The sequence below is a fragment of the Embleya sp. NPDC050154 genome, from assembly GCF_044460165.1.
Lineage (GTDB): Bacteria > Actinomycetota > Actinomycetes > Streptomycetales > Streptomycetaceae > Embleya.
Map to the genome: position 1 here is coordinate 18,086 of NZ_JBITJP010000043.1, position 26,141 is coordinate 44,226.

Consider the following 26,141-nt stretch of genomic DNA (forward strand, 5'->3'; position numbering starts at 1 on the left):
CGAGGTGAGCGCGCGGGGCGAGCGTGAACCGGACGCGGGCCGACCGCGGGCCGAACCCGGACGCACGCGGGCCGGATCGACGCGTCGCCGGACAACGTGCGCTTCGACGACGCGCGGCCCGGATCGGTCCTACTTGAGCAGTTCCGGGTGCAGGGCCTCGACCATCCGGCGCATCCCGTCCCGCCAGTGCACGGTGGTGCGGCCGGTGATTTCGTGCATCCGGGTCAGGTCCAGCGTGACCGAGTCGATGGTCGCGTCGGTGGCGTTGAACTCGGGTGTCACGCCGGTGAGTTCAGCCAGGTAGCCGCACCATTCCTCGATGCTCACCGGGTCGCTGCCGCCCCAGTTGACGGTGGTGACCTCGGGTGTGGCCGCCGCGAACAGCGCGGGCAGCGTGCCGGCGATGTCGTCCACGTGGATCGGGTGGTAGACGCTCGGGGCGTTGGTGTGCACGTCGACGGGCGCGCCGCCGAGCATCATCTCCAAGTGGATGCCGGGCCAGCCACCGTTGTCGCCGTAGGGCACCGACAGGCGGGCGATCGTGGTCGGCAGCGCGAACCGGCGCGCACCCCAGCGGGCGGCGCCCTCGGCGGCGATCTTGCAGATGCTGTACGTCTCCAGGAACGACCACACGCCGTGGTTGTCTCCCAGAGCAGCGCTTTCCCTCAGTTCCTTGTGGCCGGCGGGCTGGTAGACAGCGGTGGAGGAGCAGTGCAGGAAGGCCCGGGCGGCCTGGTGATGCTCCATCAGGGACAGTACGCCGCCCGCGTTCGCGTCCAGGTCCACGTTCCAGTCGCCGTTCTTGGCCACGGCGAAGTTGACCACGTAGTCGGCGTCGGCGGGCAGCGCCGCGACGTCGCCGGCGGCCAGGTCGATCTTCACGCACGTGACGCCCGCGGCCTCCAGGCGCTCGCGGGCCTCGTCGTCGTGGAAGCGGGCGGCGCCGTACACGTCGTTGTCCCGGGCGAGGATCTTGGCGACCGGTTCGGCGACTTGGCCGGTGACACCGGTGACGACGATCTTCGCGCCGGTGAGGGTCGATGCCATGGGGACAACCTCCGTGCGGGTCGCTGCGCTGTGCGTGGGGCCGGATTCCGCCGCGAGTTCGGCGGACGCCGGTGGGGCCGGGTGGGTTCGGCCCGCGGTCGTGGTGTCCGGTGCACGGATCGTCCGAGGACGCCGGGCGGCCGGGTGTGCCGGCACGTTAGTGCAGGATGCGATCAGGGGGAAGGGAGGGAACGAGGGGCTTCCCTTATCCGCGGACGAATGCGGAACGGGTCTTCTCGGTTGGGCGTCTTCGGACGCGGGGGGATCGACGTTCGGGGGCAGCCATGAGTGTGACGGGGCACTGCCGACTATGTGGGACTCCGGTGGCGGACGAGCGCCACGGATACTGCGAGGGGCCGCTGTGCGGGGCCGATCTGGCCGGGCAGCGCGTGGGCGATCCGGCCCTCGCGGTGCAGGTCGGATTCGAACGGGCGCGGATCGCGGCCACCCCCGGGGAGGTGGTGGAGGCTCGGTTGCTGGTGCGCAATCGCGGGGGCGGGGCCGAGCGGTTCCGGGTCCGGGTGTTCGACCAGGAGCGGGTCGCGGTGGTGGAGCCGGAGCCGGGCGCGCCGATCGGCCCGGGCGCGGAGGTGGTGTGGACCGTGCGCTATCGGGTCCCGCGCGAGAGTGGTCCGATGGGCGCGGGGGCGTTCGCCGGCGCGGCCGGGCCGTATCACGCGGCGGTGCGGGCCGAGGCGGTACGCGACGGGCGGGTGGGCGCGGCGGCGGTGCTCGACGTACGCGTTCGCGACGAGGCCGAGCGGGCCGGGCCGGAGCCGGGCGGTGACCGGGCGCTCGGCGTGCCCGGTCGGGTGCATGGCGCGCGCCCGGCCCCCGCCAGGCGGGGACGCCGCCCTTGAGCGGCCGGGCGCCCGGGTCGGGCCGTAGCCCGCGCGCGGCCGGTGCAGGTCGCGCGCGAGTTGCCGGCCCGCGTCCCGTACCGCGTTCGCACCGGCGTCGGGAGCCGCGGTGTATCGATGCCATCCGCTGCTCGTAACCGTCCACCGGGCCCTCTACGTGGGCGCCGTACGCCATCGGGCGGGACGACACCAACAGCGGGGCCGCGGCCGGCTCGTCGACCGGGACGAGCTTGCGGGTCCCCGCCACCGGCAGGCGCAGCGACGGCCGCACGGACTCGGGTACATCCAGGCGCAGCGCGTCCCATGCGCCGGCCGGACGGGTGAGATTCGTGCGATCCATGCGGTGATTCCAGGAAGGCCGGCAACATGTCCGGAATGAAGGCATCGCTGTGGTTCACCTGGACCCTTTCGGGTTCCGGCTGGGCCGACTGCACCATCGCCGACACCACCGGGGAGGCGCAGTTGGTCGTCTCCTACATCACCGACGCGCCCGCGGAACTGATCGACGCGGCGACCCGGCTCGCGCTCGGCGAACCGGGCGACCACAAGGTGATGTTCGAGGCCGAACCCAACGGCTATCTGTGGCACCTGAGCCCGGACGGCGACGCGGTGGAGATCAGGATCGTCGAATACGCCGACGCATCGATGCGGAACCGGCCCGGCGAGGTGTTGTGGGAGGCGCGCCACCCGATCGAACTGCTCGCGCGGAGCGTACTGCGCGGATTCGACCGGGTGGACTTCGACCTCGGCGAGGACCGCTGGTACGCGGACTGGCGGCGGCCGTTCCCCCGTCGCGAGCTGGAGGCCCTGCGCACGGCGTGGCACAAGCTCCGGTTGTGAGCGCGCGGTGGGCGCCGGGGCGTCGGATTTCCGCGAGCAGGGGTGGTCGAGTGGGGGCGTGGTGCGACGCTTGGGGGCATGACCGCGCCTCGTGATCCATCCGCTTCGGCCGTGACCGTCCATACCGGCGGTGCGCTGTGGCCCACGCCGGGGCAGTTGCGGGCCGAACTCCCGGAGGGGGCGCGGGAGGAGTTCGATGTCGAGTACGGCCGGGCCCTGGAGCACGCGCGCGACGCGGGCGATCTGGCCCTGCTCGCGCACGTGTTGCTCCCGTGGCAGCGGCGGCTCGTGCATCACCGGAACGGCGACCACGAGGCCGTGTTGGAGCGGGCCCGGCGGATCCGGGAGGGCGATCTGTCCGGGGTCGTCCGGCCCCGGGTGGACCGGTTGTTCCGGGCGCAGCGGTGAGCTATGGCGTCGAGTACCACGTCGAGGCCGAGGCGATTCGGCGCACTCTGCCGACCGCCGCCCGCCGGGCCTGGATCGAACTGGAGCGGCGACTGCGCCACGACCCGTGGAACGCGGGCGCGCGGATGAGCGGTGGCCTCAAGGACACCCTGGAGGCGGCCTTCGCGGCGCACGGCTTCGCGACGTACATCGTGCAGGAGAACCGGGTGATGGTGAGTGTGATCAACCTGGTGTGGATCGGGTGACGGGCGGGTCGGTCGGCTCGGCCTCCCGGGTCTACCGGGTCCCTCGGCTGTCCTGGCTCCCCTGGCTTGCCTCGCTCGGCTGGGTGGTTCGATCGGCTCAGTCGGCTCTGAGGGTGAAGTGGTGGGTGGGGAAGGTCAGCGGGATGTCGGTCGGGCCGGTCGGGCAGGCCGCGCGCAGGGTGCCGGTCGGAGTCAGGGCGAGGGTGCCGGCGCGGAAGGACTCCGGTACCTGGAAGGCGAGTTCGACCGAGGCGGCGTAGAGGTCCGGCTGCGGGGAGGCGTTCAGAACCGGGACGCGACGGCCGTCGGGCAGCCGCAGCACCACCTCGTCGGCGAGCTTGTGGCCGTAGGCGAAGGTGCAACGGGCCGGGTCCGCACCGGAACCGGAACCGGAGTCGGGGTGGGCCGTCGGGCGCAGGGCCGCGTGCAGGCCGATCAGGACGAACATCGTGCCCTTCGGGGCGGTGCCGACCTTGGGCAGCCGGTCGGTGATCCGCGGCGGCTCGGGCGAAGTGGTGACGCCGACCGCCACCTCGAAGGTGATCGACCGGCCCTGCCACGGGACCGTGGCGGACACGACGCCGTCGGTGTAGCCGGTGACGGCTCGGTCCGGCGCCGCGGCCGCGGTGTCGCCGCACGCCGCGCAGCCGGCGGCGGCGAGCAGGGCAAGGGCCGACAGTTGCGCCGTGCCGCGTCGCGCGGGCACATTCGGCCGTCGCCTGGGCACGCGGTCCCTCCTCGATCCTGGTCGCCGCCCATGCAACCAGGGGTTCGGCCGAGGGGACACCTTTGCGGGCGGATCGGCGGGAAGTCCCTCACCGGGCACGGCCCGGCGCACGAGCGGCGGACCCCGGAAGGCCGAGCCGGTGGGCGGGGCGCCGGGACGGCGGTTTCCGGGTGTCATATCGTCTGGAATCCGTCGCTCACAGCGCCGGGGGAACGGGAACGGGAGAAAGCGAACGATGACGGAGCACGAACTGCTTGCCGAACGGTTCGAGGAGAACCGCAGCCATCTGCGGGCGGTGGCGTATCGCATGCTCGGCTCGCTCAGTGAGGCGGAGGACGCCGTCCAGGAGGCCTGGCTGCGACTGGACCGCTCCGACATCAGCGATGTGCACAACCTCGGCGGCTGGCTGACCACGGTCGTCGGGCGGGTCTGCCTGGACATGCTGCGCTCGCGCAAGTCCCGGCGCGAGGACATGTGGGACACGCACGTGCCGGACCCGATCGTCTCGCACGCGGAGGGGGCCGACCCCGAGGAGCTCGCGGTCCTCGCCGACTCGGTCGGGCTGGCGATGCTGGTCGTGCTGGACACGCTGCCCCCCGCCGAGCGGCTCGCCTTCGTGCTGCACGACATGTTCGCGATGCCGTTCGACGACATCGCGCCGATCGTGGACAAGTCGACCGCGGCGACCCGGCAGCTCGCCAGCCGTGCCCGGCGTCGGGTGCAGGGCGCGGCGCCGGAGCCGGATCTGCCGCGTCAGCGCCGCGTCGTGGACGCCTTCCTGGCCGCCTCCCGGGCCGGCGACTTCCAGGCCCTGCTGGACCTGCTCGACCCCGACGTCCTGCTCCGTGCCGACACCGGCAGCGGCCCGATCGGTGTCTCCCAACTGGTCCGCGGCGCCCGCGCGGTGGTCGAGCAGGCGCTCACCTTCGCGCGCTTCGCGCAGTACGCCCGACCCGTGCTCATCAACGGGGCTCCGGGTCTGCTGAACGCGCCGGGCGGCAAGGCGTTCGGGGTGATGGACTTCACCATCGTGGGTGACAAGATCGTCGAGATCAACATCCTCGCCGACCCCGCCCGCCTGGCCCGTCCGGACATCAAGGACGTGGTCGGACCGGGAGACCCGGCCGAGTTGCGCGCCCTGGGGCTGCCCACGGAGTAGGCGCGAGGCGGCCGGGAGGGTTCGCGTACGAGCGGGTCGGCAACGGAGCGTCGCCGACCCGCTCGCGGACGCTCGGTTCGGCGCGGTCCGTTTCGGCTCGGTCGGGCTACCCCGGTGTGCCCGGGGTGATCAGGCCGCTCTCGTAGGCGAAGACCACCGCCTGGGCGCGGTCGCGCAGGTCGAGCTTGTCCAGGATCCGGCTCACGTGCGTCTTGACCGTCTGTTCGGCGAGCACGAGGTGGGCGGCGATCTCGCCGTTGGAGCGGCCCTGCGCGATCAGCCCGAGCACCTCGGTCTCGCGCGGGGTGAGGGTGCCCAGGCGGGTCGAACTCGCACGTGTGATCGGCCGGTTGCGAGCGAAGTCGGCGATCAGCCGACGGGTGATCGAGGGCGCCAGGAGGGCGTCCCCGGCCGCGACGATCCGCACGGCGGCGATCAGATCGGCGGGGGAGGCGTCCTTGAGCAGGAAGCCGCTCGCACCCGCGCGCAGCGCCTCGTACACGTAGTCGTCGATGTCGAACGTGGTCAGCATCAACACCCTGGGCATCGCGTCGAACGCGTCGGTTTCGCCGAGCAGTTCGCGGGTCGCGGCCAGGCCGTCCAGGATCGGCATCCGCACGTCCATCAGGACCACGTCCGGCCGGGTCTCCCGGGTCAGCCGGACCGCCTCGCGCCCGTCGGCGGCCTCGCCGACCACCTCCAGGTCCGGCTGGGCGGCGAGCAGCGCGGCGAAGCCGGCACGGATCATCGCCTGGTCGTCGGCGATCACTACGGTGGTCATGCCGCTCCGGGGGTGGTCGGGGCCGACGTGGCGTCGGCCGGCGGTAGGGGAAGCATGGCAGCGACCCGGAAGCCGCCGTCCTCCAACGCCCCGGTGTGCAACTCGCCGGCCAGCATCGCGACCCGCTCGCGCATGCCGATCAGGCCCTGGCCGGTGCCGGTCGGGCCGGAATCCTCGACCGGCCCGCGCGGCTCCACGGGCCTGCCGGCCGCTCCAGGAGCGGAGTTGACCACGGTCAGCCGCAGCGCCGAGGCGTCCGCGGTCACGGTGACCCGTACCGAGGCGCCCGGGGCGTGCCGGACCACGTTGCTGAGCGACTCCTGGATCAACCGGTACGCGGAGAGTTGTACGCCCACCGGGATTCGGTCCGGCGCGGGCACGGAGTCCTCGATCGACAGATGCGCCTCCAGGCCGGCCCGATGCGCGGTCTCGATCAGTACGGGCAATTCGGCCAGACCCGGTTGCGGGCTGTGCTCGGCGCCGGCGTCCGCGTCCTGGCGCAGCACGTGCAGCAGGCGGCGCATCTCGGTGAGCGAGCGGCGTGCCTCGGCGGCGATCGTGCCGAACTCGGTGACGGCCGCGGGCGGCAGGTCGACGATGCGATACGGCGCGCTGTCCGCCTGAACGGTGATCACCGACATGTGGTGGGCCACCACGTCGTGCAACTCGCGGGCGATCCTGGTGCGTTCCTCCAGGAGGGTGCGCCGGGCGTGTTCGGCCTGGCTGATCTCCTCGACCCGGACCAGTCGGCGCTGCACGGCACTTCGGCTGCCGATCGCCTCGGCGGTGAGTGGGGCGAGGGCGGACAGGACGGCTATCGGCAGCAGTTCGTCGACGTCGATCGGACAGCGGGTGAGCATCAGCACCGTGCCGGCCGCGAGCAGCACCAGCCACAGGACGACCAGCACCCGACGCGGCGCCCGCAGCGCGATCACGCTCAGGACGACGACCAGCGAGAACACCGAGGTCACCGCCCACGGCCACGGCTCGGAGTCGGACACCGGGTGGGTCGGCACCGCCGTCGCGATCGCCGCGGTCAGCGCCAACCACCAGGCAGCCGGCGGGCGATACAGGCACAGCAGCACCGGGACCGCGCGGGCGATGGCGGAGACGGTCGCGCCCGCGGCCGACACGTCGTAGTGCTGGTACAGGTCGAGCCAACCGGCCACGCCGATCAGCAGCGCGGTCAGCGACAACACCCGCCTCGCGCGGCGGGTGTTGGGCAGCGGGGCCACCGAGTCCAGGGACAACGCCTCGCGGAGCGTGGCCAGGACGGTCGGCGGTCGAACGATCTTCACGGTTGGTGATGCTATGCCCGGATGGACCGATCGGTCGGGCGGGGCGAGGGCGGTGTCCATCGCGGTCTCCGGGGCGGGAGCGGGAGCGGGCGGGCGAGTGCCTGCGTGGCGGTCAGGTCCGCGGCCCGAACGTTCGGCGGGCCACGGTCGCCGGTACGTCGGTGAGCGCCTTGATCAGGCACAGACACACCGCGAAGAAGGCGAGGCCGCCGATCGCGTGCACGGTCCAGACACCGGCCAGGGTCGGCCCGCCCCACGCGTCGTGGTAGTCGGTGTCGCCGTACCAGATCGGGTAGGTCAGGTTGCGCAGGGTGTTGCCGTACGCGTACCCGGCCAGGATCAGCGTCGGGATGCCCAGTGCGGCGTCGAGCACGCCGTCCCGGAGCACCCGGAGCGGGCCGGGGCCGGGCCGTCCGGTCGTCTCGTCCGACTTTGTGTCCAGGAACCGCCGGGCCGCCGCGAGCCGCACGCGGGCCGCGCGGGCGGGCCGGCCGCCGAGCACCAGGCCGATGCTCAGCAGACCGAGCGGCAGCGCGATCAGCGCGTACATCGAGCGCCGACCGGCCTCGCGCACCGAACCGGGCGCGAAGCGGCGGATCGTGCGGCGCGTCGTGCGCCGGCTCGGGGAGCGGGCGAGGGTTGCGGCGGCGGGGTGAGCGGTCGTGGATGTCATGGCGCAGTCCTCGGGGCTGTGCCCGCGAGCCGCGCGGGCGGGGCGATACCGGCGCGGGTGCGGCCGGTTTCGGCGTGTTCCCCAAGGTAGGAGTCGGGCCCCGCGGGGGCATCACACCGCGGCGCCAACTCCGGAGTGATACCCCGGTAGGGGGTCGGGGTCTGCGCGGTGGGGCCGAGGATGCCGACGCGACGGCGCTCCGGAGTCGGCGCGCTCGAACCCGTGTCGGTGCCGCGGTCGAAGTGCGGGAAACGACGCGACCGCCGGGTCGACGACCCGGCGGTCCGGTCCGGCCGCACTGTGCCGGGAGAAGCAGGCGGCCCGCCGAGATCGAGGCGGCCGCGGAGACCGGGACTCTGGGCCCCGTACATTTCACTGCCCTTGAAGGCTCCATGGAGTATCCGCAGCCTGCGCACCGGAAGGCCGCGGAAACCGTAGCGTGGCCCGCCGATTCGGGGCCAGGCGATTTCCTCCGGCGGGCCGGTCCACCCGGCTGCTCGGCCGGTGCCGCTCCGTCGGCCGAGTGCTCTCCGCGCGCGACGCCGGGCCGACCGCAGGCGCCCGAGGGTCAGCCCCGGCGACGTCCGACGCGATGGTCAGGACGAGGGCACCTGAGTCTCGGTGTCCTGCTTGGCGTAGTGCTCGCGCTCGCGCCGGTCCGCGCGCAGGATGCCGCGGATCACGAAGGTGAAACCGACCGCCACGACGAGGAAAGGGGTGAGTTCGGCGAGGGCGCCGAGGGCGTTCAACACGATGACTCCCAAAGGTGGTGCAGCCGGCCGACCACGCCACCGGCGACACCGATCGCGCGAACCGGACCCGGCTCGCTCCGCCGTTCGTCCTCCGAACGGCGCCACAACACTACCGTCCGCCCCCGCGTCAACCGCCGGCGACCACCGGTCCATGGCGGGTGGTGCCGGCGCGGACCGGTACGACGCCGAGCACACCCCGCGCGGTCAACGCGGGCCGCCGGCGGCCTCGGTGAAGCGGCGCAGGTCCTCGACGTGCGCACCCCAGCCGTCGCGGTGCGCGGCGGCCAGGCTCGGGCCGTCCCGGAGGCGACTCCAGCCGGTCTCGCGGATCCGGATCTGGGCGCCCGGACGAGCCCGGGCCGGCTCGATGGTCACCGTCGTGGACATCGCCCAGTCGTCGTCGGCCCAGGTGAAGCGCAGCAGGCGGCACGGTTCCAGTGCCCGGACCCGGCCGGTGGTCAACCGGGCCTCGCCGTCCGCTCCGCTCCAGCGCTCGCTGAGCCGACCGCCGACCCGCGCGTCCATCGAGATAGCGCCACCACATCGCGCGCGTGTCCGCGTCCACGAGGGCATGCCAGACCGCCTCGGCAGGCGCGGCGATCACGACACTGACCTCGACGAGCGGTTCACGGACCATTCACCAACGGTAGATCTCGTCAACGTTCGCGTCAGCCTGCGAACGGTCCGCGAAAGGTCCGCTGAAGGTCAAGAATGCGCCGTGCGCGCGCCCTGTGCGCCTCCTCGGCCGAGGCCCGCCGCCCGAGCGGGCGGACGCCGGGCGTGAAGATCGACGGATGACCGAAAGTTCGGCTTTGTCGGGAATGCGATTCGGCTTGAACGTCCGCCCCGCGGCACCGCTACGCCCATCCGTGAATCGTTCGATTGGCGATCACCTCGGATGGGGAACGCACAGCCACAGGTGCGTATCGCGCATCGCCGGCCACCGGGAGGAATCCGCCCATGCCCCACCCGCCGATCGCAGCTCTGCGAAGCGCGTTCACCGCGTCCGCCAAACCGGGCAGCGAGGACTGGCCCACGCTCGCCGACTTCACCGCGTTCGCCGCGGCCGGCCGCGCCTGCGGCCGAGCGCCGCTGATCGGCCTGCCCGGGTGGACCTGCGACGACGCCGCGCGGGTCCTGGCGCTGGCCGAATTGGCCGCGCGTACGCCCGAGTGTGACCTGTCCGCGCACCTGCGCACCCTGTACTGGCGCGGCGACGCGCACGAACGTCGAGCCGTGTTGCGGGCCTTGCCCTACCTCGCGGTGTCCGAGCGTGATCCGGCCCTGGCCGGCGCGCTCGTCGAGGACGCGCTGCGCACCGGCGACCCGCAACTGATCGCCGCCGCCCGCTTCGCGGAGGTCGTCGCCGGCCCGGAACCGGCGGAGTCGGCACGATCGGACGCATCGCAAGGAGCGCAAGGATCGGATGGTTCGGACCGGGCGGTGGTGCAGCCGCGCCGGGCGGAACGGTCCGAACAGGCGGAGCGGTCCGTACAGCCGGTGCAGCCCGGCTAGCGCGTCCCGGGCCGGCCGACACGGTGCGGACCCGCCGGTGCGGAGCGAACCGCACCGGCGGGTCCGCACCATGCCGGCGACCGGGCACGGTCGCCGGGTGGGGACCGCCGAATCCGTCGGCCCGCAGCGGCCCGGCCGGGCGTGTGCTCGTGGCGGATCGCCGCGGGTACTTGTGGCGTGCCGGGTGCGCCGACCAGGCTTGACGTCGTCGAAGGAGGGGGAAGGCGATGCGACGCAGGAAGGCGTTGGCCGTGCTCGCGACCCCGGCGCTGATCGGCCTGGGAGCGGGCACCGGCCGGGCGGGTGGGCAACCGGTGGCGGAACGCATCGCCGGCGCGCTGGGCGGCGACCTCGAGGTGCGCGGGCGCGAACACGGCTCCGGCTGGACCCGGACCCGGCTGGAAGTACGGGACGCGGCGGTGCCGTTGGTGGTGGACGTGGTCGCCGACACCCGACACCTGCCGCGCCGGCTCGTTTACCTGCTGCCCGGCGGCGGCCTCGACTTCTCCTCGAACTTCTTCACCCCCACCGCCCACAACCTCACCCATCACCTGCGCGAACGCGGCTACCTGGTGATCGGCGTCTCGCCGCGCGAAAACGACGCGACGGCCGCCGACCTCGGCCCCGCGTGGGGCCAGGCCGCGCACAAGCGGGACGCGCGCAAGGTGATCGACGCGGTCGACGCGGCGCTGCGGGTGCCCTACGACCTGCTCGGCCACTCCGCCGGCGCCGCGCTCGCGCTCGACCTCGCGGCGGACCGATCGCCCAGGCTGCGCCGGGTGATGGTGCTGGACACCACCGGGCCGTACGAGGGCGAGCTCGCGGTACGGGCCGCGCAGACCAGGGTCGCGCTCGACCGCGAACTCGCCGCCGGCGGCTACGCGAGCGACCCGGGCCTGAAGGGCCTGCTCGCGCGGGCGGTCGGCGACCCGAACGGCGCCTCGCCGGTACCGCGACCCGTCGACCCGGGCACCCGCTTCACCAACGCGGCACTCGCGCACTTCGCGCTGATCCACACGAACAGCCTGCCGGGGCTCACCAACTGGGTCTACGAACAGGGCTTCGCCGCAGGCGACTTCACGTTCGGCGCGACGCCCGACCAGGACCGGTTCGCGCTCGCGCACGCGCCGCTGTCGGTGTGGGCCGAGGCCGGCGCCCGGTTCGGCGGCGGCCTGATCCCCACCGCGCTGATGCGCGACCTCACCGCGATCTGGGCCGGCGAGGACTCGGTGTATCGCATCGACTGGTCGGCCATCGACGCCGAGGTCACCTGGGTGAACACCGCCCTGGGACGCGGCGACCACCCCCGGGGCGCGGAACTGATCCGGGCCGGCGGCAACCCGAAGGTGGGCTTCACCGTCGTGGCGAACTACGGCCACGGCGACGCGACCTGGAGCCGCACGGCCGACGTCGACGTGTGGCGGCACCTGGTCTGACGAGGGATCCGGCCGGTTCGGCCGCAGGGCGGGTACGGGCCCGCCCGACGGCCGAACCAGGACCGGCTCAGGCCGCGAGTTCGTCCAGCGCCGTCGACCACGACGCGCACAGGGATTCCGCCAGCTCGCCCGGCAGGGCCGTGTCGACCGTGGCGCTCACGTACAACGTGTCCTCGAACGTGCCCAGGAACACTCCGAACGGCACACCCCGGGGCACACCGCCGAAGGGGACCGCACCCACCATCGAGGACCCGCGGAACGCGTACGGCCGGCGCAGCCACCCCTGAGCCGGCTCCGCCGCCACGTCCACCTGCCATGGCGACATCGCCGCGCGCAGCCCCCAGCGCACGCCCGACGCCGCGGGCGTCTGCGCGATCAGCGCCAGGCGCCGCGCGGGGTCCGCCTGGTCGCAGGGCAGCCGGACCCGGGTCGGCCGGGCGTGGCTGCCCGGTTCCGCACGGGCCCAGCCGCCGGCGGCGGACGGTACGAGGGCCCAGACCGGCTTCGGCCCGCGTCGCCACGGGACGCCCGGGCAATCCCGCAGCGCGCCGGTGAGGGCGGCGAGGAACAGCGCGTCCGGCTCGGCGCCCGTGTCGTGTACCGCCGCGCGCAGCCGCTTGGCGTCCAGGCCCAGCCAGGCCATCCGACGGGTACCGGTCAGCCCGCGCGTCGCGAACGGCCGCGTGCTCGGCGGAACCAGGCAGCGCAGCCGCTCGCCCGCGCCGAGCTCGTCCATCCCGGCCGCAGGCGTCGGGGCGGTGTCGATCGGCTCCACCCCGAACAGGCGCCGACCGACCTCGACCACCGACGCGCCGTCCAGCAGCGACCGATGAGCCTTGAAGACCACCGCCCACTCGTCCGCCGCGTACCCGTGCACGAGTCGGGCCTCCCACAGCGGCCGATCCCGAGGCAGCCGATCCGCGAGTGCTTCGTCGACGGCGGCGCCCAGGCGGTTCACGCCGGCCGGGTGCACGTGCACGTGCCGGGCCAGGTCGAGCGCTCCGCGCCGCCGGTACGCGCCGTCCACGCGATAGGCCAGCACCGGCACCCGCCACAGCCGGGCTGCGATCCCCTCGCGCAGATCCTCGACGCGCGGCGCGAGGCCGCGAAAACGCAGGACGCCGCCGAGCTCAAGTGCGTCGACCCGGTCCGCGCGGCCGTGCTCCCGATACACGTTCTCCGCCGCGTGGGCGCGCCGACCGCCGCGGCCGGGCCGGACGCAGTCCACGAGGTAGTCGCGATCCACGCCGATCCTCGAACGCGGCTCACCGAGCAGCGCGCGCACGCCCGAGTCGTCGTAGCCACGACGGTGTGTCAGATACGGCGTGAACGCCGTGTGCGCCTCGGCGAGCCGTTCCACCCCGGTCGGCCGCTCCGGCGGTTGGTCGACGAACCGCAGCCGGACCGGCAGGAATTCGGCGAGCACCTCGCGGACAACCCCGATCGGGACGTCGTGCGGATGCCGTACGTGGTAGACGTCCACGCCCCCGGAACCGGCGAGATCGGCGAGCCGGGTCATCACCCGCGCGGCCTCGTGCACGGGGACGAAATTGAGCCGGCCGTCCGGCGCCGCGGCCAGCCGCAACACCGGCCGCACCCGGCGCGGCAACCGGGCGGCCCAACCCAGGGCCGCGCAGCCTCCGGTCGCCTCCGCGCGTTCGACCATGTACCGCAGAACGTTTCCGGGCAGACCGGGCCGGTCGGAGACCAATGTGGTCGGCCGCAGGATCATCGCCGAGCGTCCGCACCGCGCGGCCCAGTCCCGCACGAGCACCTCGGCCTCGTACTTGGACCGCTCGTAGTCGTTCTCGAAACCACCCGAATCGTCCGGGAGTTCCTCCTTCACCGTGCCATCGCGCCGGCCGCCGGCCACGTACGCCGTGCTGATGTGCAGCACGCGCGGACGACGCCGGCCGACCTCGGCCAACTCCAACAGGTGGCGGGTGCCTTCGACGTTGGTCGGGCGCAACTCGGCCAACGGCGCGTCGATCCGGGAATCGCCGGCGCAGTGCCAGATCACGTCGACCGAGTCGGCCAGCGAGGCGAAGTCCGCCCGCGTCAGGCCCAGTCGGGGCAGCGTCAGGTCGGTCTCGACGATCCGCAGCCGTTCGGGGAGTCGCCGCACCAACTCGTCGGGAGCGGCGGAGACTTCCAGAAAGGCCCGAATCCGGTCGATCGCGCCGCGCGAACCCGCGTGGGCCAGGACGGTGATCGTACGGTGCCGGTCGAGCAGTTCGCGGAGCAGATGGAGACCGAGGAATCCGGTGGCTCCGGTGATGGCGACGCGCATGGCTCAGCAAACTCCTTGCAGGTTTTCCCGATTGGCCTGACGAGGCGTCACGTCGACGGTGTCGACGCGCGGCGAGTCCGGCCCGATGGCGCGCCGCGCCGGGGCATGCGTGGTCAATGTCTTCCCTGGGACGAGTGGGTTTCGTCAGGACGCTAGTCGCCGGATGGCCGGCACCCGGGCGGTATTGGGCCAACCGGTGTCGGCGTCACCCGATCGGGTTCGCGATCGTGGTCGCGGGATGATGCGGGGCCGACCGTGGTGTCGGCCGTGGTGTCGACCGGGACCCAACGATTGTGCCGTGGTCGGGCGGCGGATACCCCCGAAAGAAGCTTTCTTGACTGTTTTCGCGCGGGGGTACCGGTCGGGGGCACTACGGTCTGGAGCGGGGCGAGCGCCCGGGCCGGGCCCGAGGCATGCCGGGACCACAGGGGGCATACGCGGATGGACACTTCCCAGGCCGGGGCCACGGTGGCCGCGGTGGGAGCGATGGATTACGGCAGCCACTGCTGCTTCGTGTCGGCCGACGAGGCGGTGGTCCGGCTCGCGGTGCACAGCTACGTGCGGGACGGGTTGTCCGCCGACGAGCGGGTGATGTGCCTGCTCGGCCGGCGCGATCGATCCTGGCTGATGAGTACGCTGTCCCAAGGACCCACGCGGCCGGCCGAACGCGAGGCCGACGGCTCGCTGGTGGTCGTCGATGTCGGCCGAACGCCGCTGTGGGAAGGTGAGTTCACGCCCGAGGGGATGGCGCAGACGTTCTTCGCGGCGGTGGACCAGGCGCTCGAGGACGGCTATCGGGGCCTGCGGGTGTGCGGTGACATGACGTGGGGCCGAGCCGGTGGCGTCGGGTACGACGAACTGCACGAGTTCGAGCGGCTCGCCGGCCTGGGCCTGCCCGGCCGCCGGGCGATGGGGATCTGCCTGTACGACCCGCGCGAGTTCAGCTCGGTGCAGATCGACGCCCAGGAACGATTACACCCGATCGTCGCGGGCACCGGGCGGGCCCGTCCGCCCAGCCTGCAGGTCACCGACACGACCAAGGGGCTGCGGCTGATCGGCGAGGCCGACGTGGCGACCCTGGGTCTGTTGGAGGAGGCGTTGCGGCGGGCCGCCGCGCAGCCGGGACGCGATCTGGTGGTCGACCTGTCCGCGCTGGAGTTCGCCGACCTGAGCACGATGGAAACGTTGTACCGGGCCGCCGCGGCGCTGGGCCCGCACCGGCGACTGGTCCTGCGCGCCGCCGGGCCGGCCGTACGCAAGGTGGTCGACCTGCTCGGCTGGAGCGGTGCCGGTGGCCTGATCGTGGACGGGGACCGACCGTCCGGCGAGCGTAGTGGGGGAACGCAGTGACCGGCCCGAACCGCGACCGCGCCCGCTCCGGTACCGGGGGCCCGGTGGAGGTGCTGCCGTTCGGCGCGTCGGACCTGTGCCTGGTGCGTGCCGTGGTGCGTCGGCACGCCGACGCGGTGGGCCTGGCCGACGACCGCCCCGACTGTCTGGTGCTCGCGGTGCACGAGATCGCCGCGTGCGCGGTCACGAACGGCTCGAAGCCGGCCCTGTTGCGATGTGTGCCCCGGGCGGGCCGGGTGGTCTGTGAGATCCACGCGAGCCGTGAGGAACAGAACGGCTGCCGACGGCGGAGTTTTCCGCGGCTGACCGACAAGCACGAGACCCCGGGGCGGGGATTGTGGATCGCCCGCGCGTTGTGCGACGAGGTCGAAGTGGCCGAGTGTGCCGAGGGTGTGGTCGTGCGGATCACGATGCACCTGGGCACGTCGGCGGGCGCGGCATCCCCCGAGGCGAGCGGTCGACCCCAGGCGGGAGGTCGAGCGGACGTGAGCGGTCGAGCGGACGTGAGCGGTCGAGTGGACGCGGGCGGTCGACCGGAGGTGGAGGAGACCGCGGCGGCTTCGGGGCCGACCTCGATCGACCCCGACGGACGCCGCAATTCGATGGGCCCGCCGCCTGCGGTGTGACACCGTCGATCGCGATGACGGACGAACGGGCGATTACGGTCGAGCAGGGGATGGCGGCCGAACAGGCCATGGTGGGCGAGTGCGCGGTGGCGGACGCACAGGTCATGGCGCGGGGGCGCGTGATGCCGCTCGGGCCGGCGATGCCGGACGGGCGCACGATCGAGTGGGCGGTGGGGTCGGGCGCGGCGGCGGTGGCAGCAGGGCCGGAGCGGACGGCGATCTTCGAGGCGGTGCGCGCGGACCGGGACGGACCGATGACGCGTGTGCTGCTGGGACTCGCGGACGCGGGAGCGGTCGAGATGCGCGTGCGTGCCATCGAACTGCTGTGCTCGTTGCGCGAGTTCGGACGAACCTGGCCGATTGTCGCCGAGCGTGCCGCGGCGTATGTGGTGGACCCGGAGCCTGCCGTCCGGATGGCGGCGGCACCGCTGTTCGTGGCGACGGGCGAGGTCGAGGAGGTTTCGGCGCGGCTGCCGGGGTCCGCCGATCCGGCGGTGCGGATGGCGGGCGTGAACGCCCTGCTCGGGACCGGTGACAGGTTCGCGGCCCTGTTCACGACGCTGTCGGAGGATGGCGACCCGACGGTCCGGGTGCCGGCGGTGCTCGGGTTGTCGGGCGCGGAGGGTGTTCCGTGGGCCCGGTCTCGTGCGCTGAACGACGCGATCCTGGCGGACCTGCCGGCGGCGGTGGACCGGATCGGCCTCGACGCTCGCTCGTGGGGCTCGACTTGGGCGTGGCGCCTGGCCCGCAACGACCACGAGGACGAATGCCACCGCGTCGTGAGGACGTTGCTCGCCGCCGAGGAGGAGGGCGTGCGGTGGGTCGGGGTGGAGATGGCGGCGGCGGCCGTCCGGCTGTGGCGGACCGGGCCGGTCGAGATCCTGCCCGCCCTGGCCGAGGTCGCGGCCGGCGCGGGTCCGGCCTTGCGCGAGGAGACGCTGCGGGTGTTGCGGCTGTCGGGTGATCTGTGGCGGGCCGCGGCCGAACGGTGGGCGGCGGGTACGGGTGAGGCGGACCGGCTGACGGCGCGCGAACTGGGCGAGCCACCGCGAGTCGACGTGGCCGTACCGGAGTTGCATGCGGTCTTCGCCGCCCGGCGGGTGGTGGGCGGGCGCGCCGGCGTCGACGCGTGGTTGGCGGAACAGCCGATCGAGGTGGTCGAGTCGCGGCGCAGGGCCGCTCGGGCACTGATCGGGTTGATGGCGTGCGGCGGCTTGACGGAACGTCAAGGCCGGCAGGCGATGAGCCTGTTCGAGCGTGGATCGGTGCTCAAGTACGAGTTGGCGAGCGTCGTTTGGCGAGTGCACGGTGTCGTGGACGCCGGGATCGCCGATCGTCTCGTCGGGGAATTGGCCGCGGTGGTCGGGGACCAGTACGTGGGGGCGCACGCGCTTCCGGTGCTTGCCGACATGGGCCGGCACGCGGCCGGAGCGCTGCCGAGGCTGACCACGTTGATCGACGCCCGGCGCCGACTTCCGGTGAACGAACCCGACACGGAGGCCGAGATCCGCTTCGACGAAACCAGGCGAGCCCAACTGATCGTTGTCCGTGATCGGATCGCCACCGACATCCCGTAGGGTCCTTCCGGGGCTCGTGCGGACATCTGTACGAAGTCGGAAGCGGACAAGGGGAGATGGGCATGCCGATAGGCAGGGTCGCCGTGGTCGGCGGAAGTATCACGGGCTGCGCGTTCGCGCTGGCGGCGGCGCGCGGCGGGGCCGAGGTCACCGTGTACGAGCGCACCACCGGCGAACTCGCCGATCGAGGTGTGGGCATCGCGCTGCACGTGGACCGTTACGTGGAGTTGGAGGCCGCCGGCTATGTCGACGACACCACCCCGTGGCGGGACGTGGTCGGGCGCAAATGGCTCGTCGACGACGGCGGTTCCGCGCGGGGCCGCTTGTTGTGGGACCAGTCGGCCGCGTTCCGGGTCTACAACTGGGGCCAGTTGTGGCAGGGGTTGCGCCGCCGGGTGCCGGCCGAGGTGGACTATCGCGGCGGTACGCCGGTCACCCTCGGCGCGGACGGCGACGTGGTGCTGCCGGACGGCACCCGGGAGCGCTACGACGTGGTGGTCGGCGCCGACGGATACGGCTCCGCCGTACGGACCGCGCTGTTCCCCGCCGCGGTACCGCAGTACGCGGGTTATGCGATGTGGCGCGGGAGTGTTCCGTGGGAGCACGAGCCGATCGACCACCTGATCTCGATCTGCATCCCGAACGGCCAAGGCGTCATGTACCGCATCCCGAGCAGCACGGGCGACCGCATGTCGTGGGGCCTGTACAGCGCGGTCGGCGGCACGGCCGACCCCCGGCCGGGGCTGCTCGCGCTGGTCCGCAAGTACTTCCCGCCGTTCTGGGCCGACCTGGTGACCGCCACCCCGGAGAGCGAGACGTTGATCCAGCCGATCAACGACCTGGTGGTGGACGCGTACACGAGCGGTCGCACGCTGGTCGCGGGCGACGCGGCGGCGATCGCACGTCCGCATGTGGCGAGCGGTGCGGTCAAGGGCATCCAGGACGCGGTGGCGTTCGAGAGCGCGTGCCTGGCGGTGGGGCCGAACGGGTCGTGGGACGACGTGCTGGCGCGCTATCAGGCGGACCGCTATCCGGCGGGCGCGGACCTGGTCCGGGTCGCCCGGGCGATGGGCTACGCGATGGTCGAGGACACGCCGGACTGGACCACGATGACGCCCGAGCGCATGGTCGACTGGTGGGCCGCCCAGCACGCGGACGACGGCTTCGGCGGACACGCGTTGGGGGCGTCGATCGGCACTCGGTGACGACGGCGGTGCGTCGGCGGCGCGATGCCCGCGCGATGCCTGCGGTCGGGCACGTCCGCCGACATCGTCCGGGAATCGGGCGATGTCGGGGGAGGGAGTGGTCGGAGTGCCGCGTGCCCGCTCGGGTCAGGAACCGTCCTCGAGGTTCCAGCCGATCACTCGCTCGGGGTGGATCCGCAACACCTCGTTGCTGAAGAAGTCGGCTGCGAACGGCGGTTCGTGGTCGCGGAGCAGCTCGGCCCGGCCGCGGATCTCGACGCCGCGACCCCAGCCCGGCCGATAGGCCCCCGGCTCGTCCGGCGTCATGTCGTCCACGACGAACGCCACCGCCGGATTGCGCTCGGCGTTGCGCCACTTCTGGCTCGTGCTGAGCTTGGGTCCGCCGATGTCGACGGTCCCGTCCTCGTTCAGCCGAAACCCGACGGGCCGCACCTGCGGCATGCCGTTCGGGCCGACAGTGGCCAATCGGCCCAGGCCCTGCCCGATCAGGTACGTACGTTCGACCTCGGTGTAGATCGCCATGTTCGCCGCGCTCCGTCCGTGTGGGCCGGGGCTCCCGAGGCCCCGGATGCTCGTCTGGAGCCTAGAAGTTCAACTTGACTTGATGTCAAGGCTCGATGGCTTGGGCGGGCGGGCGGATGGATGCGTGGGTGGTGGGTGGGTGCGCGTTGGGCGCGTTGGGCGCGTTGGGTGCAGGGTGCCGGCCGACCTCAGGCTTCTTCCAGCACCGTTCGGATGACGTGTCGGGCGTTGCGGGTCATGGTCGGGTTGGTGGTGCGGTAGTACGGCAGGGCGATCAGGGCCTGGGAGAGCGTTCGGCCCCGGCCGCGCCGCCAGGTCGCGTCGTCCACGTCGAGTACGTTGCGAAAGGTCTTTCCGGCCTCGATCGGCAGCAGGTTCCAGGCCGGGAACAGGTCGCAGGCCGGATCGCCCACGCCCAGGCAGCCGAAGTCGATCACCGAGGTCAGCCTGCCGCGATCGTCCACCAGGAGATTTCCCGGCATCAGGTCGGCGTGCAGCCACACCGGCGGCCCGTCCCAGGCGGGCGCCCGGAGTGCGTCCTCCCAAACGGCGGTCACCGCATCGCAGTCGATGCCCTCGTCCGGGATCGTGCGCAATGCCTCGATCGCCGCCCGGGTCGAGGTGTCGAGTGCGGTCAGCGGCCCGCCGCGATGGGCCCGCGGTGCGCCGGGCAGGGTGATGCCTCGCATGGCCGTCACGAAGCCGGCCAGATCCTCGGCGAGCGCCGTGGGCTGGGTCAGCGCCCCGGCCTCGGGGTTGGCGCCCGGCTGCCACCGGTAGATCGACCACGACCACGGGTAGCCTTCGGCCGGCTCTCCGGCGCCGAGCACCTCCGGGATGGCCGTCGGTAGCAAGGGCGCGAGTCGAGGCAGCCACTCCCGTTCGAGGGCCACGTCCCCGGCACCGCCCTTCACCAGCGGCAGCCGTACGACCAGGTCCGGTCCGAGCCGGTACATGGCGTTGACCGTGCCGCCGGAGGGGAATCGCCGTACGGCCGCCGCGGACCATTGCGGGAACTGCCCGGCGAGCAGCCGCCGTACCAGGTCCTCGTCGACGGGGTGCAGATCGGGATGCATCGGGGCGGTGCTCATGGATGGCCATCCGACCGGCGGCGGGGGCGAGCGTCAAACCATTTCCGGCCGGCGGCGCGACGAGGCGCGGCGCCGGCCGGTTGGTTGTGGCTCGGGCAGGTTCGGCCCGGAGGGCGGTTCGGCCACTGGTGCGGTGCTCGCCGGGGGCTTTGCTCGATGGGCGGTTCGCTCGCCGGGCGCTTTGCTCGCCTTCGCTCGCCGGCGGTTCGCTCACTCGGGGTCGAGCGAGCCCTCCCACAGGAGCCGTTCGTGTCCGCGCGGGTCCGGGACGATCTCGTTCACCGGCTCGTTGTCTCGGCGGAAGGTCATGACCGGGCGCTGTGTCGTGTCGTACGCGGGCCAGTCCGTCGGTGCGCCGGTCAGGATGAACTCCACCCAGCGCCGGTGCATTTCGTCGGCGAGATCGCGGGGAGGACTGACGACGAGTTCGTCCACGCCGGAGGCGTCGAGGGATTGCCAGATGAACGGGATCTCCGCGATGTGGCATGCCCCGAGGGGCCGGGAGTCCTCGCGCGTCTTGGGCGAACGCCGGCCGAACTCGTATACGTGGGTGGTGGCGGAGGATGGCTTCGACACTCTCGGCCTGACCGAGGTGCATGCCACCGTGGCCGCGTCGAACGATGCCTCGCTGGTCCTGCTGGACAGAATCGGCTTCGAGCATGTCCGCGACATCGAAGAGGACGACGGCCACATCACCCGCGTGTTGACCCGCCGTGCGACGGCGATCGAGAACGCGCCGCTCGGCCAATAGGGACCGGCCTGCCCTGGTGACCGTTCAGCGGTGAGGGCAATCGAGTTGGTGGAGGATTTCCTGGGTCAGGAGGTCCTCGCGGCCCTTCAAGGCGTCCGCCGGTTGTGGGTTCAGGGGGAAGACCATTTCCGCCGCGACGTTGTCCTGGACGATTCGGGCCAGGTTGTCGAGGGCGACGTGGATGGGGTCGGTGGGTGGTTGGGCCGTCTGGAGGTCGATCAGGTGTGAGTCGGCCCTTGCGGGGTCCATGAAGTGTTTGACGATGATCGAGTTCTGGTTCTGGGCGGACGTCGTCCAGATGGACAGGACGACGATGTACAGGCCGGGCCAGTCCGCTCGGCCGACCTTGTCCCGCCAGCGCCCCATGAGGGCTTCCACGCCCTCGATCTGGGCGCGGGACGCGTGCTTGATGTTGGTTTCGATGGCGTCGTTCAAGCCGCCTGTGAAGGTCTCGAAAGACGCCATGTCGAACGAGCCGCGCCGCGCCGACTCGTCGATGAACTCGATCGCGGCGTCGAGGATCCGTACGCAGGACGCTTCGAGTTCGCGCGCCATGCGCGCGTTGCCGAGCTGCCGCCGGGCGGTGGTCAGGGTGGCACCGAAGTCCTGAAGCGGGCTGATCCATCCGTTCGTTCCCGGGCCCTTGAACGCCACCATGTCCAGGTCGTGCTGGTCGAGGCGGGCGGAGCTGGGGAGTTCCGGGATTCGGCGGCTCAGATACGGCGCGATGATCGAGTAGATGCCCAGGGGCGCGTGGGCGACCGACTTGGCCAGCTCGAACATGTCGGAGACGGGGTGCAAGGACTCCCGCTCGCCGTTGTGGATGAGCGTGTACCGGCCGCCCCGGTAATCGTTCTCGATGACGATGACCGGGCCGAGCTGCTTGATCACCTCGGCCCGGAGCGCGTCGTAGCTCTCACGCATGGCGGTGTCGATCGCGAAGATCGCCTCGCGGGCCCGCAGTTCCGGTGCCGGCCCCGGATCGCCCGTCGCCGCGGACGCGGTCCGGGTGCCGCCGAGATACGCGCCGGCACCGACCGCGGTGGCGATGCCGAGGAATCGTCTGCGTGTGCTCCTGCTCCGCCCCCACAAGCCGTTCGGAACGATCCCACCCGACCCCGAAGTTCCCATGCCGACTCAACGGCGACGCGATCTCCTAGGACACGGCCCGACCGCCGAACCTCCGAGAGCCGTCCGGCGGATCCTGGTCGATGGCCGTCAAAAGGCTGCCCACCAGCGGGCTGTCGTCCTCCTTACGCGACGCGACGGCGACCCGGGTGCGGGGTGCGTCCGGTCGATGGTGCGGAAGGCGACGCCCCTGAGGCGGATGCGTCGGATGCTCGCCGGGGCCAGGGACACCCCCAGGCCGGTTTCCACCTGGGCGCAGACGGTCTGCCATTCCACCGCGTGCTGGGTCACCTGCGGGTGAAGCCCGACGCGGTGCACAGGCCGATGATCCGGTCGTAACGAGCCGTGTTGGCCGGTGCTGCGCCGCTGCTTCGGCGAAGTGCGACCGGCCGCCAGGATGTTGATGTGCGGCCTTGCCGATCCCCGGATGAGGATCGAGATCGAGGTGTACGCGCGGCGGGCCATCGCGTAGTGGCCCGCCGCCCGTGGGGTGGCCGCGCGTGGATCGGGGGGTGGGCCCGAGGGACCGCCTCCTCGGGCTCAGCCGGAGTGGTCGGAGTCGTTGAAGGCGTCGATGTCGCCGAAGGAGAGGGCGATGCGGCGGCGCTCGCGGTCCATTTCGGTGATGGTCACACGTACTCTCTCGCCCGCTTCGACCGCCGGGTCGGCGGGTCCGGGCATACCGTCAATCGCGCGCGTGGCGTCAACCGGGCGCCCGTGGAGCGGATTTCGGCTCCGCCGGCGAGCCGGTGCCAGCGAAACGCGTTGCCTATGCGGTGCTCTTCCAGAAGCTCCGGGCCTCGGGCGGCGACCAGTTCGCTCAGTTCGGCCCGGAGTCCGTCGTCCGCGGTGCGATCGTCGGAATGGAACCCGTTCGCCACCGGATTGTCGATCGCCAGGCGATGGATGGCGGCGTCGAGGGCGAATCCGGCTGTCGCGGCGGTGTACGCGGTCGCGATGGCCTCGCGCGCGTCGTGCCGGATGCGGGTGCGGGTGGGAATGCGGCCGGAGGTCGAGTTTGCCGCGGCCGGGTCGTACGGAGTGATGCGGTCCACGAAAGGCGCCATGTCAGCGCCCGGTGCGGCTCGAAGGTGCCCTGAGGGCCGGTCGCGGGTGGACAAGGAGAATGATCACCGGCGCAGCGTAGTGGCATGGGGCGGACGACGACCAGCCATTGCGACGCTGGGCCGTATGGGGACGGCATGTCCCCGATCGGGTGGTAACAACCGGGAGGTATGGCGAGTTCGGGGCCCGGGTCAGGAGCATGGCGGCGTCGCGGCAGATCGCCGTTGCCGTCTCGATTGTCTCGAGTGCTTCGATTGTGGAGTAACCCATGATGCGCATGCGTACCCTGGCGCTCGCCGCCGCTCTGTCCCTTACCGCCCTGTTGCTGCCGGCGACGAGTGCGAGTGCGGCGCCGGCCGCGCCGCCGTCCTGCAACGACGGCTCGGTGTGCTTCTGGACCGGGGAGGGTTTCCACGGCAACACGTGGGAGTGGACCGCGCGCAGTGGCTACCGCGATATGCCGCCGGCCTTCCACGATCACGTCGGATCCGCCGTCGCGAGCACCAGGGCCTGTTTCATCAACTGGAGCCCGGTGGAGAAGCGCGACGTGTTCAACGGTGACTGGCGCTCGAAGTACCTCGGCGACTTCGGCGGTCGGATCGACGGTGTCGGGCCGGGCGCCTGCTGAGGTCTGTTGCGGTGGCAACGGCCGGTGTCCGAGGGGCACCGGCCGTTGCGTGGGCGAATTCGGGCTCGACCTTGGCCCCGGTCGCCGCCTTGGCCTCCGTTCTCGGCCTCGGCCTCGGCCTCAGTCGCGGACCGGCACCGTTACCGTGGACGGGTCGTTCGCCGGTGACGAGAAGGCGAGTCCGGCGGCGAACGGGTTGTGCTCCAGGTACAGCGGGTCGACGGTGTCCACCACGACCGCCAGGCGGTGGCCCGCCGGGACGTCGTAGGCCGTCGCGAACATGTCGATGTCGACTGGGAAGGCCACACCCGGCGTCCTGCCGTGGAAGCTCAGCGGCGAGTGGGTCACCAATTTGCCGATACCCAGCGGGCCGACGTCGTACAGGTAGGCGAAGATCGTTCCGCTTTCGTGCGACGCGGTGACGGTGGTGTGCAGCTTGGTTGTACCGCGCACCTTCGTCTGCGTGTCGTAGCGGTCGCTCTGCCACACGCCCGCGAACGCCCTGGGCAGCAGCGGGATCGAGGCGACCGGCGGGACCTGGAGGAACTGGTCGAGGATGCTGGACAGGAAGATCGTGCCGCCGTTCGCCCCGGAGTCGATGTTCGCCAGGACGTGCTGGGTTCCGTTGAGCGCGATGGTGCGGGTCGAGGACGGTACGGCCGCCCAGCTCGAAAAGCCCTCGTAACCGCCCTCACCTGTACGGGACTTGAGCTGCACGGGCTGCTCGCGGTCGATGCCGTTGTCGACGCCCTTGAGGTGGTGGTCGAACCAGCGGGTCGAGTCGGCCCACATGTCGTTGGGAAGTCCGAACAGGCCGCCCGCCTCGGCGGTGGCGTGGTCGCCCGGACGGAATTCCAGTCGCTTGGGGCCGGTCAACTTCCCATAGAAGTCGGCGTATTGGTTCGGCGGGAAGAGCGAGTCGCCCCACGCGTTGCCGAGCATGATCGCGGCGCCGTTGGCGTTGATCCGGTCGAGGTAGGTCGCGGGTGAGCGCTTGGCGCCCCACGCGATCATCTCCGCCTCCTTGGCCAGGTTGCCGGAGAGGAAGTTCTGCAGGATCTCGGTGAGTTCGGCGCTGGGACGACCGGTGAGGAAACCGGCACCGCCCAACAGCGTGGCGGCCTGGGCGTGTTCGGTGCGACCGCTGTAGATGGAGTCGATCAGGTCGGCCCAGCCGCTCATCGCGACCACGGCCTTGATCCTGGGATCGAACGCGGACGCGAGCAGGCTGATCCCGGCGCCGTAGGAGACGCCGGCCATGCCTATCCGGGCCGGATCCGCGGGCGTGTTGGCCAGCGCCCAGTCGATCACCCTGGACGCGTCGGCGATGTCCTTCGGGCCGGCCGTCTCGATCTCGCCGCCGGACTGCCAGAAGCCGCGCGAGTTGTAACCGACCACGACATAGCCCTTGTCCGCGAGCTTTTGCGCGGGGACGACGTACTCGATCTGGGGCATCGCCCAACTGGTCGGCAGCACCACGATCGGGTAGCGGGTGCCGGGGGCGCCGCCGGTCGGGGTGGTCACGTTGGCGGCGAGCTTGGTGCCGCCGTCGCCGGGGATGTCGACGAAGCGCAGGGACGTCCCGGCGGCGGTCTGCACGGCGGCCGCCGGGGCGCGAGCGACGGTGGTGCCGGCCGAGGCGGCCGGACCGAGGGCGGTCCCGGCGAGAATCGCGGCCGAGACGACGGCGACCGCACGAGCGCGTGGGCGCACACCAGCGCGTGGGCGCATGCGGAATTGACCCATGAGGGTCTCCTGACGTCATGGTCGGGGCGTGGCCCGACCAGCGGGAATGCGTGGCGAAGCGACGCCCTGGGACGGCGTCGGAGGGTGACTCACGAGTAAGTTACGCGCCGGTAAACCAAGACGGAAGAGCCATGGACCGCTCCGCTACGGCAACCGGAAGGTTCGGCTGCGCGCCCGCCGGACACACCACCGGAAGCAACGGTTCCGGCACGAGGAGGCACCGCCGGCGAAGCGACGGGGTGCCCGAGGGGCGGGCGGGGAGGTGTGTCGATAGACCGGCGGAGTGGCGGAGTGGCGGGCGCGGTTGGTGGGGTGGTGGGGGCGGGAGTGAAGTGGTCTATCGGCGAACCGGTGGGGTGGTGGAGCAGCGGGTCGATCGGGCGATCGGGCTGTGATGCGCCCGGACGGTGGGCAGCGGCGT

Annotated in this window: 26 protein-coding genes and 2 pseudogenes; 14 read left to right on the top strand and 14 right to left on the bottom strand. The window is 72.2% G+C overall.

The features are described from left to right. Positions 1-129: 129 nt before the first annotated feature. Complete coding sequence (locus ACIBSV_RS47920) at positions 130-1,047, bottom strand: NAD-dependent epimerase/dehydratase family protein (RefSeq protein ID WP_395873887.1); 918 nt, start codon at positions 1,045-1,047, stop codon at positions 130-132. A 323-nt stretch (positions 1,048-1,370) separates the two neighbouring features. Between ACIBSV_RS47920 and ACIBSV_RS47925 the strand changes: the two genes are divergently transcribed. The 4 genes from ACIBSV_RS47925 (at position 1,371) to ACIBSV_RS47940 (ending at position 3,400) form a co-directional block, all read left to right on the top strand. Next, positions 1,371-1,907: a hypothetical protein gene (locus ACIBSV_RS47925; protein ID WP_395873888.1), complete on the top strand. Its 537-nt coding sequence runs from the start codon at positions 1,371-1,373 to the stop codon at positions 1,905-1,907. 375 nt (positions 1,908-2,282) lie between these two features. Beyond that, entirely contained in the window at positions 2,283-2,747 is a 465-nt protein-coding gene (locus tag ACIBSV_RS47930) for a hypothetical protein (RefSeq protein WP_395873889.1), read from the top strand. A gap of 111 nt (positions 2,748-2,858) precedes the next feature. Next, positions 2,859-3,155, top strand: coding sequence for a DUF6247 family protein (locus ACIBSV_RS47935; RefSeq protein ID WP_395873890.1), 297 nt, complete (start codon positions 2,859-2,861; stop codon positions 3,153-3,155). Beyond that, positions 3,152-3,400: a hypothetical protein gene (locus tag ACIBSV_RS47940; protein WP_395873891.1), complete on the top strand. Its 249-nt coding sequence runs from the start codon at positions 3,152-3,154 to the stop codon at positions 3,398-3,400. The genes ACIBSV_RS47935 and ACIBSV_RS47940 overlap by 4 nt, the downstream gene beginning before the upstream one ends. Before the next feature lie 97 nt (positions 3,401-3,497). Here ACIBSV_RS47940 and ACIBSV_RS47945 read toward each other — a convergent pair whose 3' ends face one another. Then, positions 3,498-4,127 carry a hypothetical protein gene (locus ACIBSV_RS47945; protein ID WP_395873892.1) on the bottom strand — a complete coding sequence of 210 codons (630 nt, stop codon included), beginning with the start codon at positions 4,125-4,127 and terminating at the stop codon, positions 3,498-3,500. 235 nt (positions 4,128-4,362) lie between these two features. On the opposite strand from ACIBSV_RS47945, the gene ACIBSV_RS47950 reads away from it, so the two are divergent. After that, positions 4,363-5,286 (top strand): sigma-70 family RNA polymerase sigma factor, encoded by a 924-nt coding sequence (locus tag ACIBSV_RS47950; protein WP_395873893.1) that lies wholly within the window; start codon positions 4,363-4,365, stop codon positions 5,284-5,286. Positions 5,287-5,392: 106 nt separating this feature from the next. On the opposite strand, the gene ACIBSV_RS47955 is transcribed toward ACIBSV_RS47950, so the two are convergent. The 5 genes from ACIBSV_RS47955 to ACIBSV_RS47975 all read right to left on the bottom strand — a co-directional run bounded on the left by ACIBSV_RS47955 (position 5,393) and on the right by ACIBSV_RS47975 (position 9,315). Continuing rightward, positions 5,393-6,067 (bottom strand): response regulator, encoded by a 675-nt coding sequence (locus tag ACIBSV_RS47955; protein WP_395873894.1) that lies wholly within the window; start codon positions 6,065-6,067, stop codon positions 5,393-5,395. After that, entirely contained in the window at positions 6,064-7,365 is a 1,302-nt protein-coding gene (locus ACIBSV_RS47960; RefSeq protein WP_395873895.1) for a sensor histidine kinase, read from the bottom strand. The genes ACIBSV_RS47955 and ACIBSV_RS47960 overlap by 4 nt, the downstream gene beginning before the upstream one ends. Before the next feature lie 112 nt (positions 7,366-7,477). Beyond that, the gene (locus tag ACIBSV_RS47965; RefSeq protein WP_395873896.1) at positions 7,478-8,038 is read right to left on the bottom strand and encodes a hypothetical protein; all 561 of its coding nucleotides are present in this window, start codon (positions 8,036-8,038) and stop codon (positions 7,478-7,480) included. Positions 8,039-8,634: 596 nt separating this feature from the next. After that, positions 8,635-8,790 carry a hypothetical protein gene (locus ACIBSV_RS47970; RefSeq protein ID WP_395873897.1) on the bottom strand — a complete coding sequence of 52 codons (156 nt, stop codon included), beginning with the start codon at positions 8,788-8,790 and terminating at the stop codon, positions 8,635-8,637. Between the two features lie 204 nt (positions 8,791-8,994). Beyond that, the gene (locus tag ACIBSV_RS47975) at positions 8,995-9,315 is read right to left on the bottom strand and encodes an SRPBCC domain-containing protein (protein WP_395873898.1); all 321 of its coding nucleotides are present in this window, start codon (positions 9,313-9,315) and stop codon (positions 8,995-8,997) included. A gap of 435 nt (positions 9,316-9,750) precedes the next feature. On the opposite strand from ACIBSV_RS47975, the gene ACIBSV_RS47980 reads away from it, so the two are divergent. Together ACIBSV_RS47980 and ACIBSV_RS47985 are read left to right on the top strand one after the other, a co-directional pair. Further along, on the top strand, positions 9,751-10,305 hold the full coding sequence (locus ACIBSV_RS47980) for an EboA domain-containing protein (protein WP_395873899.1): 555 nt from the start codon (positions 9,751-9,753) through the stop codon (positions 10,303-10,305). A gap of 227 nt (positions 10,306-10,532) precedes the next feature. Next, positions 10,533-11,741 carry a hypothetical protein gene (locus ACIBSV_RS47985; protein ID WP_395873900.1) on the top strand — a complete coding sequence of 403 codons (1,209 nt, stop codon included), beginning with the start codon at positions 10,533-10,535 and terminating at the stop codon, positions 11,739-11,741. Positions 11,742-11,808: 67 nt separating this feature from the next. On the opposite strand, the gene ACIBSV_RS47990 is transcribed toward ACIBSV_RS47985, so the two are convergent. Beyond that, on the bottom strand, positions 11,809-14,031 hold the full coding sequence (locus tag ACIBSV_RS47990; RefSeq protein WP_395873901.1) for an SDR family oxidoreductase: 2,223 nt from the start codon (positions 14,029-14,031) through the stop codon (positions 11,809-11,811). Between the two features lie 441 nt (positions 14,032-14,472). Here ACIBSV_RS47990 and ACIBSV_RS47995 point away from each other — a divergent pair, with 441 nt between their 5' ends. The 4 genes from ACIBSV_RS47995 (at position 14,473) to ACIBSV_RS48010 (ending at position 18,789) form a co-directional block, all read left to right on the top strand. After that, a complete protein-coding gene (locus ACIBSV_RS47995; RefSeq protein ID WP_395873902.1) occupies positions 14,473-15,381 on the top strand; it encodes an MEDS domain-containing protein in 909 nt (302 codons plus the stop codon). Next, positions 15,378-16,007: an ATP-binding protein gene (locus tag ACIBSV_RS48000; protein WP_395873903.1), complete on the top strand. Its 630-nt coding sequence runs from the start codon at positions 15,378-15,380 to the stop codon at positions 16,005-16,007. Before ACIBSV_RS47995 ends, ACIBSV_RS48000 begins: the two co-directional genes overlap by 4 nt. 14 nt (positions 16,008-16,021) lie before the next feature. Further along, on the top strand, positions 16,022-17,584 hold the full coding sequence (locus tag ACIBSV_RS48005) for a hypothetical protein (RefSeq protein WP_395873904.1): 1,563 nt from the start codon (positions 16,022-16,024) through the stop codon (positions 17,582-17,584). Between the two features lie 62 nt (positions 17,585-17,646). Further along, a complete protein-coding gene (locus tag ACIBSV_RS48010) occupies positions 17,647-18,789 on the top strand; it encodes an FAD-dependent monooxygenase (protein ID WP_395873905.1) in 1,143 nt (380 codons plus the stop codon). 126 nt (positions 18,790-18,915) lie between these two features. Here the strand turns inward: ACIBSV_RS48010 and ACIBSV_RS48015 are convergent, their stop codons facing one another. From ACIBSV_RS48015 to ACIBSV_RS48025, 3 genes are all read right to left on the bottom strand, one after another. Continuing rightward, positions 18,916-19,311, bottom strand: coding sequence for a PPOX class F420-dependent oxidoreductase (locus ACIBSV_RS48015; protein WP_395873906.1), 396 nt, complete (start codon positions 19,309-19,311; stop codon positions 18,916-18,918). 188 nt (positions 19,312-19,499) lie between these two features. Further along, positions 19,500-20,402, bottom strand: coding sequence for an aminoglycoside phosphotransferase family protein (locus tag ACIBSV_RS48020; protein WP_395873907.1), 903 nt, complete (start codon positions 20,400-20,402; stop codon positions 19,500-19,502). Positions 20,403-20,612: 210 nt separating this feature from the next. Continuing rightward, on the bottom strand, positions 20,613-21,005 hold the full coding sequence (locus tag ACIBSV_RS48025) for a carboxylesterase family protein (protein ID WP_395873908.1): 393 nt from the start codon (positions 21,003-21,005) through the stop codon (positions 20,613-20,615). Here ACIBSV_RS48025 and ACIBSV_RS48030 point away from each other — a divergent pair. Beyond that, positions 20,968-21,153 (top strand): annotated as a pseudogene (locus ACIBSV_RS48030) (GNAT family N-acetyltransferase); the annotation flags it as partial. The gene ACIBSV_RS48025 and the pseudogene ACIBSV_RS48030 overlap by 38 nt on opposite strands. Positions 21,154-21,177: 24 nt before the next feature. On the opposite strand, the gene ACIBSV_RS48035 reads toward ACIBSV_RS48030, so the two are convergent. Further along, positions 21,178-22,284 carry a hypothetical protein gene (locus ACIBSV_RS48035; protein ID WP_395873909.1) on the bottom strand — a complete coding sequence of 369 codons (1,107 nt, stop codon included), beginning with the start codon at positions 22,282-22,284 and terminating at the stop codon, positions 21,178-21,180. A gap of 337 nt (positions 22,285-22,621) precedes the next feature. Between ACIBSV_RS48035 and ACIBSV_RS48040 the strand changes: the two are divergent. Then, positions 22,622-22,753: pseudogene (locus tag ACIBSV_RS48040) on the top strand (RidA family protein); the annotation flags it as partial. Between the two features lie 157 nt (positions 22,754-22,910). Here the strand turns inward: ACIBSV_RS48040 and ACIBSV_RS48045 are convergent. Then, positions 22,911-23,336 carry a hypothetical protein gene (locus tag ACIBSV_RS48045; RefSeq protein ID WP_395873910.1) on the bottom strand — a complete coding sequence of 142 codons (426 nt, stop codon included), beginning with the start codon at positions 23,334-23,336 and terminating at the stop codon, positions 22,911-22,913. Positions 23,337-23,614: 278 nt separating this feature from the next. Here ACIBSV_RS48045 and ACIBSV_RS48050 point away from each other — a divergent pair, with 278 nt between their 5' ends. Next, positions 23,615-23,974: a peptidase inhibitor family I36 protein gene (locus tag ACIBSV_RS48050; RefSeq protein WP_395873911.1), complete on the top strand. Its 360-nt coding sequence runs from the start codon at positions 23,615-23,617 to the stop codon at positions 23,972-23,974. Positions 23,975-24,094: 120 nt separating this feature from the next. Here the strand turns inward: ACIBSV_RS48050 and ACIBSV_RS48055 are convergent, their stop codons facing one another. Continuing rightward, positions 24,095-25,720, bottom strand: coding sequence for an alpha/beta fold hydrolase (locus ACIBSV_RS48055; RefSeq protein WP_395873912.1), 1,626 nt, complete (start codon positions 25,718-25,720; stop codon positions 24,095-24,097). Positions 25,721-26,141 lie beyond the last annotated feature (421 nt).

What these genes read in the sequence shown, in the direction of transcription:
- ACIBSV_RS47965 (WP_395873896.1), bottom strand. Translation starts at nt 8,038, where the DNA reads ATGACATCCACGACCGCTCACCCCGCCGCCGCAACCCTCGCCCGCTCC.
- ACIBSV_RS47975 (WP_395873898.1), bottom strand. Translation starts at nt 9,315, where the DNA reads ATGGACGCGCGGGTCGGCGGTCGGCTCAGCGAGCGCTGGAGCGGAGCG.
- ACIBSV_RS48035 (WP_395873909.1), bottom strand. Translation starts at nt 22,284, where the DNA reads ATGGGAACTTCGGGGTCGGGTGGGATCGTTCCGAACGGCTTGTGGGGG.
- ACIBSV_RS47990 (WP_395873901.1), bottom strand. Translation starts at nt 14,031, where the DNA reads ATGCGCGTCGCCATCACCGGAGCCACCGGATTCCTCGGTCTCCATCTG.
- ACIBSV_RS47955 (WP_395873894.1), bottom strand. Translation starts at nt 6,067, where the DNA reads ATGACCACCGTAGTGATCGCCGACGACCAGGCGATGATCCGTGCCGGC.
- ACIBSV_RS48055 (WP_395873912.1), bottom strand. Translation starts at nt 25,720, where the DNA reads ATGGGTCAATTCCGCATGCGCCCACGCGCTGGTGTGCGCCCACGCGCT.
- ACIBSV_RS48015 (WP_395873906.1), bottom strand. Translation starts at nt 19,311, where the DNA reads ATGGCGATCTACACCGAGGTCGAACGTACGTACCTGATCGGGCAGGGC.
- ACIBSV_RS48020 (WP_395873907.1), bottom strand. Translation starts at nt 20,402, where the DNA reads ATGAGCACCGCCCCGATGCATCCCGATCTGCACCCCGTCGACGAGGAC.
- ACIBSV_RS47995 (WP_395873902.1), top strand. Translation starts at nt 14,473, where the DNA reads ATGGACACTTCCCAGGCCGGGGCCACGGTGGCCGCGGTGGGAGCGATG.
- ACIBSV_RS47950 (WP_395873893.1), top strand. Translation starts at nt 4,363, where the DNA reads ATGACGGAGCACGAACTGCTTGCCGAACGGTTCGAGGAGAACCGCAGC.
- ACIBSV_RS48050 (WP_395873911.1), top strand. Translation starts at nt 23,615, where the DNA reads ATGATGCGCATGCGTACCCTGGCGCTCGCCGCCGCTCTGTCCCTTACC.
- ACIBSV_RS47920 (WP_395873887.1), bottom strand. Translation starts at nt 1,047, where the DNA reads ATGGCATCGACCCTCACCGGCGCGAAGATCGTCGTCACCGGTGTCACC.
- ACIBSV_RS48005 (WP_395873904.1), top strand. Translation starts at nt 16,022, where the DNA reads ATGACGGACGAACGGGCGATTACGGTCGAGCAGGGGATGGCGGCCGAA.
- ACIBSV_RS48010 (WP_395873905.1), top strand. Translation starts at nt 17,647, where the DNA reads ATGCCGATAGGCAGGGTCGCCGTGGTCGGCGGAAGTATCACGGGCTGC.
- ACIBSV_RS47980 (WP_395873899.1), top strand. Translation starts at nt 9,751, where the DNA reads ATGCCCCACCCGCCGATCGCAGCTCTGCGAAGCGCGTTCACCGCGTCC.
- ACIBSV_RS47930 (WP_395873889.1), top strand. Translation starts at nt 2,283, where the DNA reads ATGAAGGCATCGCTGTGGTTCACCTGGACCCTTTCGGGTTCCGGCTGG.
- ACIBSV_RS47985 (WP_395873900.1), top strand. Translation starts at nt 10,533, where the DNA reads ATGCGACGCAGGAAGGCGTTGGCCGTGCTCGCGACCCCGGCGCTGATC.